At 72.0% G+C, this 13,184-nt stretch carries 11 protein-coding genes; 8 read left to right on the plus strand and 3 right to left on the minus strand.

What is annotated here, in order from left to right; all coding sequences use genetic code 11:
* Window positions 1-12: 12 nt before the first annotated feature.
* Together ACZ7M7_RS29240 and ACZ7M7_RS29245 are read right to left on the minus strand one after the other, a co-directional pair.
* Window positions 13-1,686: an FAD-binding dehydrogenase gene (locus ACZ7M7_RS29240; protein WP_472121768.1), complete on the minus strand. Its 1,674-nt coding sequence runs from the start codon at window positions 1,684-1,686 to the stop codon at window positions 13-15.
* 24 nt (window positions 1,687-1,710) lie between these two features.
* Window positions 1,711-2,337, minus strand: a complete 627-nt coding sequence (locus ACZ7M7_RS29245; protein ID WP_383611236.1) for a TetR/AcrR family transcriptional regulator — start codon at window positions 2,335-2,337, stop codon at window positions 1,711-1,713.
* Between the two features lie 119 nt (window positions 2,338-2,456).
* Here ACZ7M7_RS29245 and ACZ7M7_RS29250 point away from each other — a divergent pair, with 119 nt between their 5' ends.
* From ACZ7M7_RS29250 to ACZ7M7_RS29260, 3 genes are all read left to right on the plus strand, one after another.
* Entirely contained in the window at window positions 2,457-3,086 is a 630-nt protein-coding gene (locus ACZ7M7_RS29250) for an alpha-ketoglutarate-dependent dioxygenase AlkB (RefSeq protein WP_383611239.1), read from the plus strand.
* 183 nt (window positions 3,087-3,269) lie between these two features.
* Window positions 3,270-4,016: an MBL fold metallo-hydrolase gene (locus tag ACZ7M7_RS29255; RefSeq protein ID WP_472121771.1), complete on the plus strand. Its 747-nt coding sequence runs from the start codon at window positions 3,270-3,272 to the stop codon at window positions 4,014-4,016.
* 39 nt (window positions 4,017-4,055) lie between these two features.
* The gene (locus ACZ7M7_RS29260; RefSeq protein ID WP_383611244.1) at window positions 4,056-5,291 is read left to right on the plus strand and encodes a DUF4032 domain-containing protein; all 1,236 of its coding nucleotides are present in this window, start codon (window positions 4,056-4,058) and stop codon (window positions 5,289-5,291) included.
* A 12-nt stretch (window positions 5,292-5,303) separates the two neighbouring features.
* Here the strand turns inward: ACZ7M7_RS29260 and ACZ7M7_RS29265 are convergent, their stop codons facing one another.
* Complete coding sequence (locus ACZ7M7_RS29265) at window positions 5,304-6,176, minus strand: universal stress protein (RefSeq protein WP_472121774.1); 873 nt, start codon at window positions 6,174-6,176, stop codon at window positions 5,304-5,306.
* 63 nt (window positions 6,177-6,239) lie between these two features.
* Here ACZ7M7_RS29265 and ACZ7M7_RS29270 point away from each other — a divergent pair, with 63 nt between their 5' ends.
* The 5 genes from ACZ7M7_RS29270 (at window position 6,240) to ACZ7M7_RS29290 (ending at window position 13,173) form a co-directional block, all read left to right on the plus strand.
* A complete protein-coding gene (locus ACZ7M7_RS29270; RefSeq protein ID WP_383611250.1) occupies window positions 6,240-6,596 on the plus strand; it encodes a VOC family protein in 357 nt (118 codons plus the stop codon).
* 130 nt (window positions 6,597-6,726) lie between these two features.
* A complete protein-coding gene (locus tag ACZ7M7_RS29275) occupies window positions 6,727-8,403 on the plus strand; it encodes an NAD(P)/FAD-dependent oxidoreductase (RefSeq protein ID WP_383611253.1) in 1,677 nt (558 codons plus the stop codon).
* The gene (locus ACZ7M7_RS29280) at window positions 8,400-9,839 is read left to right on the plus strand and encodes an ATP-binding protein (protein WP_472121778.1); all 1,440 of its coding nucleotides are present in this window, start codon (window positions 8,400-8,402) and stop codon (window positions 9,837-9,839) included. The genes ACZ7M7_RS29275 and ACZ7M7_RS29280 overlap by 4 nt, the downstream gene beginning before the upstream one ends.
* Window positions 9,836-10,189: a UBP-type zinc finger domain-containing protein gene (locus ACZ7M7_RS29285; protein ID WP_383611259.1), complete on the plus strand. Its 354-nt coding sequence runs from the start codon at window positions 9,836-9,838 to the stop codon at window positions 10,187-10,189. The genes ACZ7M7_RS29280 and ACZ7M7_RS29285 overlap by 4 nt, the downstream gene beginning before the upstream one ends.
* Window positions 10,190-10,230: 41 nt before the next feature.
* Window positions 10,231-13,173, plus strand: a complete 2,943-nt coding sequence (locus ACZ7M7_RS29290) for a helix-turn-helix transcriptional regulator (RefSeq protein ID WP_472121782.1) — start codon at window positions 10,231-10,233, stop codon at window positions 13,171-13,173.
* The last annotated feature ends 11 nt before the right edge of the window (window positions 13,174-13,184 follow it).

The following is a 13,184-nucleotide window of genomic DNA, read 5'->3' on the forward strand; positions in this document are numbered from 1 at the left end:
CGTACGCCGCCGTCAGGCCGTCTGCCGCGCCGCGGCCCGTCCCGCCGTGCGGCCCGAGAAGAGGCAGCCGCCGAGGAAGGTGCCCTCCAGGGCGTTGTAGCCGTGGACGCCACCACCGCCGAAGCCGGCGACCTCGCCGGCCGCGTACAGGCCGTCGATGGGCGTCCCGTCGGCTCCGAGCGCGCGGGAGTCGAGGTCGGTCTGGATGCCGCCGAGGGTCTTGCGGGTCAGGATGTGCAGCTTGACGCCGATCAGCGGGCCGGCCGCGGGGTCGAGGATGCGGTGCGGGGTGGCGACGCGGCCGAGGCGGTCGCCGACATAGCGGCGGGCGTTGCGGATGCCCTGCACCTGGGCGTCCTTGCTGTAGGGGTTCGCGATCTGCAGGTCACGCGCCTCGATCTGGCGCCGGATGCCCTCCGCGTCGAGCAGCGGCTTGTCCGTCAACTGGTTCATCTTCTCGACCAGTTGCTCCAGGTTCGGCGCGGTCACGAAGTCCGCGCCGTTGCGCACGAACGCCGCCACCGGCCCCGGGGCGCCCTTGCCGAGCACCCGCTCCTTCAGGAACCCGGCGCGGTCCTTGGCGGTGATGTCGGGGTTCTGTTCGGAGCCCGACAGTGCGAACTCCTTCTCGATGATCTTCTGGCTGAGGATGAACCAGGAGTGGTCGTGGCCGGCGATGTCCGCGTCCGTGCGCAGGTGCTTGAGGGTGCCCAGGGTGTCGTAGCCCGGCAGGCACGGGTCGGGCAGCCGGCGGCCGAGGGCGTCGAACCACAGGGAGGACGGTCCGGGCAGGATGCGGATGCCGTGGCCGGGCCAGATCGGGTCCCAGTTCTGCAAGCCCTCGGTGTAGTGCCACATCCGGTCGCGGTTGACCAGCCGTACGCCCGCCTCCGCGCTGATGTCGAGCATCCGGCCGTCGACGTAGGCGGGGACACCGGTGACCATCTCGGTGGGCGGGGTGCCGAGGCGCTCGGGCCAGTGACGGCGGACGATGTCGTGGTTGGCGCCGATGCCGCCGCTGGTGACGACGACGGCCTGGGCGGTCAGCTCGAACTCGCCGACCCGGTCACGGTTGGAGGCGACGCCCCGCGGAGAGTTGTCGTCGGCCAGGACGGTGCCGCGCACTCCGCGTACCGCGCCCTCCGCTATGACGAGCGCGTCGACCTGGTGCCGGTGGTAGAAGGTGAGCAGCCCGTCGCGCGCGGCCTGCTTGGCGTACCCGACGAAAGGCTCCACGACCCCCGTGCCGGTGCCCCAGGCGATGTGGAACCGGGGCACCGAGTTGCCGTGACCGTCGGCGCGCAGGTCGCCGCGCTCGGCCCAGCCGACCGTGGGCAGGAACTTGATGCCGTGTGTGTCCAGCCAGGTCCGCTTCTCGCCGGCGGCGAACTCCACGTACGCGCGCGCCCAGCGCACCGCCCACGAGTCCTCGTCGTCCACGCGGTCGAACTGGGCGCTGCCCTGCCAGTCGTTCCAGGCCAGGTCGAGGGAGTCCTTGATGCCCAGGCGCCGCTGCTCCGGGGAGTCGACGAGGAAGAGCCCGCCGAAGGACCAGAAGGCCTGCCCGCCGAGGTTGGCAGCGTTCTCCTGGTCCACCAGCGCGACCCTGCGGCCCCGGCTGGTCAGTTCGCTCGCGGCGACCAGACCCGCGAGTCCTGCTCCGACGACGATGACGTCGGCATCCATGGCGACCGTCCCTTCCTCATGTCCTCATGCGGTGGTGTCGCTGCCGTCGGTGAGCAGCGCGGTGAGCAGTTGCCCCAGCCAGACGCGAGCGTGCTCGACGTCCTTGTCCAGCAGCAGTTGGGTGGTGACTCCGTCGTAGGCGGCGACCACGGCGTGCGCGGCGCCGTCGATGTCGCCGAGTACGGCGGGCAGTGCGCTGTGCACCTGTGCGCGGGAGAGCCGGTCGGCGATCGCCCCGCGCAGTCGTGCCCGGTGTTCCAGCAGGGTCCGCGCGACGGCCGGGTCGCGGGCGGCGTGCACCAGGAAGTCCGTCTTCACCAGCAGCCAGTCGCGGTCCAGCAGCAGCACGTCCGTCACCCGGTCCACGGCGGCCGGCACGTCCAGGTCGGGCCCGTCCAGGGCGAGCGCCCCGGACACCTGCTCCGCGATCAGGTCCGCGCGCTGCTGGTAGAGGGCGAAGAACAGCTCGTCCAGGCTGTCGAAGTTGGAGTAGAAGGCTCCCCTGCTGTAGCCGGCGGCCTCGCAGACCTCCTCGATGGAGACGCGGCCGAACCCCTTGGCGGCGAACACCGCGAACGCGGCGTCGAGGAGATTGGCGCGCGTGCGGACGCGGCGCCTGGTGACGCGCTTGGTCGTGCCCTCCACCGCCATGTCCGGACCTCCATTCGATACGGGAATGTATCCGATACATGAATGTATCCAAAGGGGGTGCGAGGAAGAGCGGGAAAAACTATGGGAACAGATATTCGATTCAGGGGTACTCTGGAACCATGGCCACGCACCTCCAGGGCTCCCTGTTCGACCAGACCGACGAGCTGCGGCTCGGGTCCCTCCCCGGGATCCGCCGTACCTGGCTCGGGCACGGCGCCTGGATCGACGTCCTGCCCGGCTGGCTCAGCGGGGCCGACGCCCTGTTCGAACAGCTGGCAGCCGAGGTGCCCTGGCGTGCGGAGCGGCGCACGATGTACGACAACGTCGTCGACGTACCTCGCCTGCTCGCCTTCTACGGCGCTGACGACGCCCTCCCGCACCCGGTCCTGGCGGAGGCGCGCGACGCTCTGTCCGCGCACTACGCCGAGGAGTTGGGCGAACCGTTCACCACGGCCGGGCTCTGCCACTACCGCGACGGCCGGGACAGCGTCGCCTGGCACGGGGACCGGATCGGGCGGGGCGCGCGCGAGGACACGATGGTCGCGATCCTCTCGGTGGGGGCGCCCCGGGATCTGCTGCTGCGCCCTGCGCGGGGCGGCGGCGAGACGGTGCGCAGGCCGCTGGGTCACGGCGACCTCATCGTGATGGGCGGCTCCTGCCAGCGGACATGGGAACACTCCATTCCGAAGACCACGCGCGCCGCGGGACCGCGCATCAGCATCCAGTTCCGCCCGCACGGCGTGCACTGAGGCGGAGAGGCGGCCGCTTCGGGTGCGCGCGGGGGCTGCCTCCGGTGGACGGTGCCGGGGGCAGCCCTTCCGCCGGGCAAAGCCTCATCACGCCCCCATCCCGGTCCGGACCCGCCGAACACGCTTGCCCCGCGATCTGCTTTGCTGTGTCCGTCGAGCACGGACCTCACACGCGGGACGATCATGCGCGCAGATGTGCAGCAAGTCGCGGACGGCACCTATCTGGTGCACGGCAGCAACACCAACTGGGTGATCCTGACCGAGGGGGACGCCGTCACGCTGATCGACACGGGCTACCCCGGGGACCGGCCGAAGCTCCTCGCCTCCCTTGCCGAGGTGGGCAGTTCACCGGAGGCCGTCGGCGCCGTACTGATCACCCACGCACACACCGACCACCTGGGCAGCGCCGAGTACCTGCGCACCATGTACGGCACGCCCGTGTACCTCCACGAGGCCGAAGTACCGCACGCGCGCCGGGAGTTCCTGCACCAGGTCGGCGTCGGGACGGTCCTGAGGAACGGCTGGCGACCCGGTGTCCTGCCCTGGGCGATCCACGCGATCCGCTCCGGCGGCACCGCGCACGTCCCGGTCACCTCCCCCGAGCCGTTCCCATCGGCAGGCCCGCTGGACCTGCCCGGCCGGCCCGTCCCGGTGCACACGCCCGGCCACACCGACGGGCACTGCGCCTACCATCTGCCCGGCGCCGGTGTGGTGATCTCGGGCGACGCCCTGGTCAGCGGGCACCCCACCTCCCGGATCAAGGGACCGCAGCTGCTGCCCGACATGTTCCACCGCGAGCGGGCCCGCGCCGTGGCCTCGCTGGACGTCCTCGAAGGCCTCACGGGGGATGTGATGCTCCCCGGGCACGGCCCCGTACACCGTGGTGCGGTGCAGGAAGCTGCTCTTCAGGCCCGGGAGCGCGCGCTCTAAGGTGAGCTGACGATCACGGCTAGGCGAGGACGAACGCCCATGGCACTGCAGATCAGCGCGACGAACCCGGAGCACCCCGCGCTCCTGCTGGAACTGCCCTGGCAGCTGCCGCTGGAGGAGTGGCCGGAGGACATCCTGGTCCCGCTGCCGCGCGGTATATCCCGGCACGTCGTGCGCTACGCCCGCGCGGGCAGCGAGGTGATCGCCGTCAAGGAGCTCGCCGAACGCCCGGCGCTGCGCGAGTACGAGCTCCTGCGCGACCTGGACCGCATCGGCATCCCGTCCGTCGACCCGCTCGCCGTGGTCACCGGCCGCACCGACGCCGGCGGCGGCTCCCTGGAGTCGGTCCTGATCACCCGGCATTTGGGCGGCTCGATGCCGTACCGCTCGATGTTCGAGACGACGATGCGCCCGGCGACCATGCACCGCCTCATGGACGCGCTGGCCGTGCTGCTGGTCCGCCTCCACCTCGCCGGGTTCGCCTGGGGAGACTGCTCGCTGTCCAACACGCTGTTCCGGCGCGACGCCGGTGCCTACGCCGCGTATCTGGTGGACGCGGAGACGGGCGATCTGCACCCGCAGCTCAGCAACGGCCAGCGCGACTACGACCTGGATCTCGCCCGGGTCAACATCAGCGGTGAACTGCTGGACCTGGAGGCGTCCGGGGCGCTGCACCCCTCGGTGGACCCGATCGAGTTCGGCACCGAGATCTGCGCCCGCTACCACGGCCTGTGGGAAGAACTGACCCGCACATCGGTGTACCCGGCGGGCAAGTACCACTACATAGAGCGCCGGATACGGCGACTGAACGACCTCGGTTTCGACGTGGCCGAGATGCAGATCGAGCACGCCACGAACGGCGACACGGTCACCTTCGTGCCCAAGGTCGTCGACGCCGGCCACCACCAACGGCAACTGCTGCGCCTGACGGGCCTGGACACCGAGGAGAACCAGGCCCGACGCCTCCTGAACGACCTGGAGAGCTGGATGGCCACCCAGGACGACTACGCCCCGGGCGACCCCCTCGGCGCCCGCCCCGAGGTGCTCGCGCACCGCTGGGTGCGGGACGTCTTCCGCCCCACCGTGCGGGCCGTGCCGCTGGAGCTGCGCGGCTCCATGGACGCGGCCGAGATCTACCACGAACTGCTCGAACACCGCTGGTACCTGTGCGAGCAGGCGCAGCACGACATCGGCCTGGACGGGGTGGTCGAGGACTACATCACGCACATCCTGCCCAAGGCACGGGAGACGCTGCAGCCGACGACGTCCGACTGATGTCCGGCTGACTCAGTCGTGCGGCACCACGGCCACCGGGCAGTCCGCGAGGTGCAGCATGCCGTGCGCCACCGAGCCGATCCGGGCGCCCACGGCAGTGCGGTGGGCACGACGCCCCACGACCATCAGCTGGGCCCGCCCGGAGACCGACAGCAGCACCTGCCCGCCGCTGCCCATCTCGACGTGCTCGACGACGGGGACGTGGGGGAAGCGCTCCCGCCACGGCCGCAGCGCCTCGCCCAGCGCCTTCTTCTCGTACGGCTCCAGTCCCCCGGCCTCGTCGAGGAGCTTCAGGGAGCCCGGGCTGTAGGCGAACAGCGGCGGCAGGGTCCAGGCCCGCACGGCGCGCACGGTCGCGCCACGCGCCGCGGCCGTCTCGAAGGCGAACCGCAGCGCGGCGGCGCTGTCCTCGGGGTCGCCCTGCTGGCCCACGACGATCTCGCGCCCGCCGGCCTCGCCGGACGGCTCGTCCCCGGCGCGTACCCGCACAACGGGCCGCGTGGCCCCGGCGATCGCCTGCTGCCCGACGGAGCCCAGCAGGAACCCGACGACCCGGCCGTGGCCGCGCGAGCCCAGCACCAGTATTTCGGCCTCGCCCGCGGCCGCGATGAGCGTCTCGGCGGGCGGGCCCTCGACGATGTCGGTGGTCACGTCCAGGCCCGGGTGCCGCTCGGTGACGGTGCGGGCCGCCTCGGCCAGTCCGTCGCGCACCCACTGTGCCTGGGTGCCCTCGTCCCCCGCGTCGATTGCGTCGTGCGCATGGAACCGCCAGGCGTGCACCACCCGCAGGGGGAGCCCCCGGCGGACTGCTTCGCGGGCGGCCCAGGCCAGCCCGGCGAGGCTCTCCTCCGATCCGTCCACCCCTGCCGTGATCGGGCGCGTCATTCCGGCTGCCTCCTCGTGTCGCGGTCACGTCCCTCGAACCACAGTCTTCACTACCCTGCACCCATGGCTTTGGAGTGGGAGCAGGTGAACGTCGACGCGGCCGACGCCGTGGCCCTCGGCCGCTGGTGGGCGGCGGCTCTCGGCTGGGTCGTGCTGAACGACTCGGCCGACGAGTTCGAGATCCGGCCCGCGCCGGAGCGGCTGCCCGGCCTGATCTTCGGGCCGGTCCCGGAGGGCAAGACGGTCAAGAACCGTCTCCACCTCGACTTCCGCCCCGACGACCAGGAGGCGGAGGTCGCCCGCCTCCTCGCGCTCGGCGCGCGCCACGCGGATGTCGGGCAGAGCGGCGAGGAGCCGTGGGTCACGCTGGCGGATCCCGAGGGCAACGAGTTCTGCGTGCTCGGCCCACGGCGCGCCTGAGCGCGGGGGCGCCCGCATACCTGAGCGAAGCGGGCGGATCGAACATACGATGGCCGAAAGTCGGCTCGGCGACCGCGCCTCCTGACGCTCGCCGCCGCGCCGTGAACGCGAAGCCCGGGGTGGGAGACGTATGGCACAGGCGTCCGACGCAGCGCGGACCGTCATCCTGACCGTGGACGACGACCCGGGAGTGTCCCGGGCGGTCGCCCGCGACCTGCGGCGGCGCTACGGCGAGTCGCACCGGATCGTGCGCGCGGAGTCCGGCGAGTCCGCGCTGCAGGCGCTGCGCGAGCTGAAGCTGCGCGGCGATCTCGTGGCCGTGATCCTGGCCGACTACCGCATGCCCCAGATGAACGGCATCGAGTTCCTCGAACAGGCTCTGGACGTCTATCCCGGCGCACGCCGCGTGCTGCTGACCGCGTACGCGGACACGAGCGCGGCGATCGACGCGATCAACGTCGTCGATCTCGATCACTACCTGCTCAAGCCGTGGGATCCGCCGGAGGAGAAGCTCTACCCGGTCCTGGACGACCTGCTGGAGGCGTGGCGGCGCAGCGACTACCGGCCGGTGCCCAGCACCAAGGTCGTCGGCCACCGCTGGTCGGCGCGCTCCTCGGAGGTGCGGGAGTTCCTGGCCCGCAACCAGGTGCCGTACCGCTGGTACTCTGCCGACGAGCCCGAGGGCCGGCGGCTGCTGGCCGCCGCCGAGCAGGACGGGCAGCGGCTGCCGCTGGTGATCACGCCGGACGGGACGCCCCTGGTGGCGCCCGAGGCGCCCGAGCTGGCCTCGAAGGTGGGGCTGGCCACGATGCCGACGGCCGACTTCTACGACCTCGTCGTCATCGGCGGCGGACCGGCCGGGCTCGGCGCGGCCGTGTACGGGGCGTCCGAGGGGCTGCGGACCGTGCTGGTGGAGCGGTCGGCGACAGGCGGGCAGGCCGGGCAGAGCTCCCGGATCGAGAACTACCTCGGCTTCCCGGACGGCGTGTCGGGGGCCCAGCTCACCGACCGGGCCCGGCGGCAGGCGGCGCGGTTCGGCGCCGAGATCCTCACCGCGCGCGAGGTGACGGGACTGGAGGTCAGCGGGGCCGCCCGGATCGTACGGTTCTCGGACGGCTCGGCGGTCGCCGCGCACAGCGTGATCCTGGCGACCGGGGTGTCGTACCGGCAGTTGGCGGCGCCCGGCTGCGACGACCTGACCGGCCGCGGGCTGTACTACGGGTCGGCGCTCACGGAGGCGCCCGCCTGCCAGGGCCAGGACGTGTACATCGTCGGCGGCGCCAACTCCGCCGGGCAGGCGGCGATGTACCTGGCGCGGGGCGCCAAGTCGGTGACGCTGCTGGTCCGCGGCGAGTCCCTGTCGGCGTCCATGTCGTACTACCTGGTCCAGCAGATCGAAGAGGCGCCGAACATCTCGGTGCGGGCCCGGACGGTCGTGGAGTCCGCGCACGGCTCCGACCACCTGGAGCAGCTGACGCTGCGCGACGTGGACCACGGGGGGACCGAACTCGTCGACGCCCAGTGGATGTTCGTGTTCATCGGCGCTGCCCCGCTGACCGACTGGCTGGACGAGACGGTGCTGCGGGACGAGCGCGGGTTCATCCTCGCCGGGCCCGACCTGTCGTCCGACGGGCGACCGCCGGCCGGCTGGGAGCTGGACCGGCCGCCGTACCACCTGGAGACCAACGTCCCCGGCGTGTTCGTGGCGGGAGACGCGCGCTCCGAGTCCGCCAAGCGCGTCGCGTCCGCCGTCGGAGAGGGAGCCATGGCCGTCATGCTCGTCCACCGCTATCTGGAGCAGTCATGAGCGGGCAGTCGATGCCGTGCAACGCCCAGGAGATCGGGTCCCTGTTCCTGTTCGAGAAGCTCACCCCCGAGCAGCTCGGCAGGCTGTGCGCCGAGGGGCGGGTGGAGTACTTCGAGCCCGGGCCCGTGTACACCGAGGGTGACCCCTCGACCTGCTTCTACGTGATGATCGAGGGCACCGTCGTGCTGTCCCGCCGGGTCGCCGGGGACGACGTTGAGGTGACGCGGACCTCGCAGCGCGGGGTGTACGCGGGGTCCATGCAGGCGTATCTGGGTGACCGGGTGCGGCAGGTCTACAACAACTCCATGCGTGTCACGGAGCCGACGCGGTTCTTCGTGCTGCCCGCGGACACCTTCGCGCAGATCATGCAGGAGTGGTTCCCGATGGCGGTGCATCTGCTGGAGGGGCTCTTCTTCGGTTCGAAGAGCACCCAGCAGGCCATCGGGCAGCGCGAACGGCTGCTGGCGCTCGGCTCGTTGTCCGCCGGGCTCACGCACGAGCTCAACAACCCCGCCGCGGCTGCCGTACGGGCGACCGCCACGTTGCGCGAACGCGTGGGCAAGATGCGGCACAAGCTCGCCATCATCACGCAGGGTTCGTACTCCCCCGAGGTCATCGCCAACCTCATCGAGATCCAGGAACGCACCGCCGAGCGAGTCGCCAAGGCGCCCACGCTGAGCCCGCTGGAGGCCGCCGACCGGGAGGACGCGCTCAGCGACTGGCTCGACGACCAGGGCATCCAGGAGGGCTGGCGGATCGCGCCCACCTTCGTCCAGGCCGGTCTCGACGTGGACTGGCTGGACCAGGTCGCGGCGGCCGTGGACGAGGAGATCCTGCCGAGCGCGATCGGATGGCTCAACTACACCGTCGAGACCGAGCTGTTGATGGACGAGATCAACGACTCGACCACCCGCATCTCGCATCTCGTGGACGCCGCGAAGCAGTACTCGCAGCTCGACCGCGCGCCCTTCCAGAACGCCGACGTGCACGAACTCCTCGACAGCACCCTGCTGATGCTGTCGGGCAAGATCGGCCCGCAGATCAAGGTCGTCAAGGAGTACGACCGTACGCTCCCAAGGGTCCCGGCGTATCCGGCGGAGCTCAACCAGGTGTGGACGAACCTGATCGACAACGCCGTCTCGGCCATCAACAGCGCGGGCGGCGAAGGGACGCTGACCGTGCGGACTGCTCCGGATCACGACCGGCTGCTGGTGGAGTTCCGTGACACGGGCGTCGGCATCCCGGCGGAGAACAGGGGGCGGATCTTCGATCCGTTCTTCACGACGAAGCCCGTGGGTGAGGGCACCGGGCTCGGGCTCGACATCTCCTGGCGGATCGTGACCAACAAACACCACGGCACGATCCAGGTGCAGTCCGAACCGGGCGACACACGCTTCCAGGTCCTGCTTCCACTCATGTCCGAGGAGGCTTCATGAACGACGTCAACGGCATCGATCCGAACGTGCCGCCGAGCGGCAGTGGGTGCGGGGACTGCGACGCGGCCGGCGGGTGGTGGTTCCATCTGCGGCGGTGTGCGCAGTGCGGGCATGTGGGGTGCTGTGACAGCTCGCCCGCGAAGCATGCGACGGCACATTTCCAAGAGACCGGACATCCCTTCGTGCAGAGCTTCGAGCCGGGTGAGAGCTGGTACTGGAACTACGACACGAACGACATGTACGAGTCGGGGCCCGAGCTTGCGGCACCCGGGAGTCATCCGGCCGAGCAGCCGACGCCGGGGCCCGCGGGGCGGGTGCCGGACGACTGGGCGAAGACGTTGCGTGCCTGACGGGCAGAAGCGTTGTCGGTGGTGAGTGACAGGATGTATGCGTGTCGCAGACCTCTTTCACCACGCCGCTCATCGGGCGGGACGGCGAGCTCGCTCGCCTCTTCACGGCGCTGGAGCGGGCCCGGGACGGTGAGGCCCGGGCCGTCCTGATCGCCGGGGACGCCGGGGTGGGCAAGACCCGGGTGCTGGACGAGGCCGCCGGGCGGGCGGCCCGGGACGGGATGGTCGTCCTCACCGGGCACTGCGTCGATCTCGGCGATGTCGGGCTGCCGTACCTGCCGTTCACCGAGGTGCTGGGAGTGCTCGCCGGTGACGAGCGGTTCACGGACGTCCTCGCCGCGCATCCGGTGGTCGGACGGCTGTTGGGGGGCGGCACGGACGCCGTCAATGACCGGCTGCGGTTGTTCGAGGGCGTCGCCGGACTGCTGGCCGATCTGGCGGACGTAGCGCCGGTGCTGCTGGTGCTGGAGGACCTGCACTGGGCCGACCAGTCGTCGAGGGATCTGCTGCGGTTCCTGCTGAGCCGTGGGCTCCTGCAGCGGCAGGCGGGTGGGGCGCCCGCGCATCGGTTGGCCGTGTTCGCGTCGTACCGCGCGGACGACCTGCATCGGCGGCATCCGCTGCGGCCGCTGCTGGCCGAACTGGTGCGCCTGCCCGTCGTGGAGCGGCTGGAGCTGCGCCCGATGGCCGACACCGAGGTGGCCCGGCTGGTGCGCGCCGTCCAGGAGCGGCCGCTGCCGGACAGCACGGTCCGGCGGATCGTCGAGCGGGCCGAGGGAAACGCCTTCTACGCCGAGGAACTGGTCGCGGCGACGGACACCGAGGCCGGCGGGGTGCCCAGCGGGCTGGCCGACGTCCTCCTCATCCGGTTCGAGCAGTTGTCCGACACCACCCAGCAGGTGCTGCGTACGGCCGCCGTGGCGGGGCGTCGCGTCGAGCACGACCTGTTGCGGGGTGCCGTGGGGATTCCGGAGGAGGAGCTGGAGTCGGCGCTGCGTGAGGCAGTGGGGCGGCAGTTGCTCGTGTCGGGCGACGGCGACACGTACGCGTTCCGGCACGCGCTCGCGCGTGAGGCGGTGTACGCGGATCTGCTGCCCGGTGAACGGGCGCGGCTGCACGGTGCGTTCGCCCGGCTGCTCGCCGGACGCGGCCGGCCGGACGAGACGGCGGCGGAGCGGGCCCACCACTACCGCGAGAGCCACGATCTGGCCGAGGCCCTGGCCGCCTCGCTGGAGGCCGCCGACCAGGCGCACCGGGTCGGCGCGCCCGCCGAGGAGCTACGGCACCTGGAGAGCGCCCTGGACCTGTGGTCGTCGGTGGAGCCGTCCGCGCGGCCGTCGGGCGAGGGCACCGACCGGGTGACGCTCACGCTGCGCGCGTCGGCCGCCGCCGCGCACGCCGGGGAGTCGCACCGCGCGGTCTCCCTCACCCGCTCCGCGCTCGCGGGCGTCGGCCAGGACACCGACGCCGAACTCGCCGCTCGGGTGCGCTACACGCTCGCCGGGAACCTGCTCGGCGTCGACAGTCTGACGGCGGCCTTCGCCTACAGCAGCGAGGCGCTCGCGCTGATCCCGGCGGAGCCCCCGTCGCGGACGTGGGTGTGGGCGGCGGCCACGCATGTCCTGGCGGCCCGCCACGTCGGGGAGAAGGAGACCGCCCTGCGGGTCGCCCGCGAAGCCCTGCGCACGGCCGAGAAACTCCAGGTGACGGACGCCCGGGCGGACCTGCTCATCTCGCTGGCCGTGCTCGAGGCCGGCGGGCGGCGCACACCGCAGGGTCGTGAACGGCTGCGCGAGGCCCGGGATCTGGCGCGGCGTTCGGGCAACGCCCCGGTGGAAATGCGTGCCCTGTTCAGCCTCGCCGTCGGCTGCTACGAGTCCGGGGACCTGGAGGAATCGCTGCCCTGGTTGACGGAAGGGCTGGACCGGGCCCGGCGTGCCGGGTTGCTGTCCTCGCTGTATCCGCTGGAGATGCGGTACCTGCGGCTGCTCGTGCTGTACACGCTGGGCCGTTGGGACGAGTGCCTGAGCGTGGCGGCGGCAGACGCCGACGTGCTGCCCGCGGCGGGCGGATACACGGCCGGTCCCGCGCTGTACGTCGCTCTCGCGCGCGGTGACTTCGCGGCCGTCGAGCAGGCCCGCGCCCTGCTGGCGGGTCACTTCGACTGGATGGGCACGCTCATCGCGGGTATTGCGCTCACCGACGCCGCCGCGTGGCGCGGCGACGTGGAGGCGGCGGTGGAGCGGATGCGGTCCTCGGTCGCGGCGCTCACCGACGACGCGGGGACGCTTCCCGACGCCACGGTCCGGCTGGCCGCCCTCGCGCTGTCCGCGGTCGGCGACCGGGCGGCCGAGCTGCGCCTTGCCGGTGACGAGGCGGGGTTGCGCCGCTGGGCGGACACGGCGACCGAACTGGTCGAGCTGGCGCGGGCGACGGCCGCACGCGGCGGGGACGGCAGGCCTCAGGGCCCGGAAGGCATGGCGTGGCTGGCCCGCGCGGAGGCGGAGTGGGCACGGACGGTGTCCGGCCCGGACGTGCGGGCGTGGGCGCAGGCGGTGGCGGCGTTCGACTACGGCGACGAGTACGAGCGGGCACGCTGCCGACTGCGTCACGCCGAGGCCCTGCTGGCGGCGGACGAGCGCGAGGCGGCGGCCACCGAGGCCCGGGCGGCCCGGGAGACGGCGGCCCGGCTCGGTGCGACGCTGCTGCTGGAGCGCGTGGACGCCCTGATCCGCCGGGGCCGCCTGGCGGACACCCCTGCCGACCGCTCTTCTCCGCTCACGGCCCGCGAGCAGGACGTGCTGCGGCTCCTCGCCCTCGGCCGCAGCAACCGGCAGATAGGCGAGGAGCTGTACATCACCGGCAAGACGGCGAGCGTCCACGTCTCCAACATCCTCGCCAAGCTGGGCGCCGCGAGCCGTACCGAGGCGGTGGCGATCGCCTATCGGGAGGGCCTGATCACCCGCGAGGAGGCGGTGGGCTGACGCCCCTCGTG

The organism is Streptomyces sp. NPDC111606, from assembly GCF_055656945.1.

Bases quoted from the DNA above. Each gene is read 5' to 3' on its own strand.
- ACZ7M7_RS29240 (WP_472121768.1), bottom strand. From the start codon at position 1,686: ATGGATGCCGACGTCATCGTCGTCGGAGCAGGACTCGCGGGTCTGGTC.
- ACZ7M7_RS29245 (WP_383611236.1), bottom strand. From the start codon at position 2,337: ATGGCGGTGGAGGGCACGACCAAGCGCGTCACCAGGCGCCGCGTCCGC.
- ACZ7M7_RS29250 (WP_383611239.1), top strand. From the start codon at position 2,457: ATGGCCACGCACCTCCAGGGCTCCCTGTTCGACCAGACCGACGAGCTG.
- ACZ7M7_RS29255 (WP_472121771.1), top strand. From the start codon at position 3,270: ATGCGCGCAGATGTGCAGCAAGTCGCGGACGGCACCTATCTGGTGCAC.
- ACZ7M7_RS29260 (WP_383611244.1), top strand. From the start codon at position 4,056: ATGGCACTGCAGATCAGCGCGACGAACCCGGAGCACCCCGCGCTCCTG.
- ACZ7M7_RS29265 (WP_472121774.1), bottom strand. From the start codon at position 6,176: ATGACGCGCCCGATCACGGCAGGGGTGGACGGATCGGAGGAGAGCCTC.
- ACZ7M7_RS29270 (WP_383611250.1), top strand. From the start codon at position 6,240: ATGGCTTTGGAGTGGGAGCAGGTGAACGTCGACGCGGCCGACGCCGTG.
- ACZ7M7_RS29275 (WP_383611253.1), top strand. From the start codon at position 6,727: ATGGCACAGGCGTCCGACGCAGCGCGGACCGTCATCCTGACCGTGGAC.
- ACZ7M7_RS29280 (WP_472121778.1), top strand. From the start codon at position 8,400: ATGAGCGGGCAGTCGATGCCGTGCAACGCCCAGGAGATCGGGTCCCTG.
- ACZ7M7_RS29285 (WP_383611259.1), top strand. From the start codon at position 9,836: ATGAACGACGTCAACGGCATCGATCCGAACGTGCCGCCGAGCGGCAGT.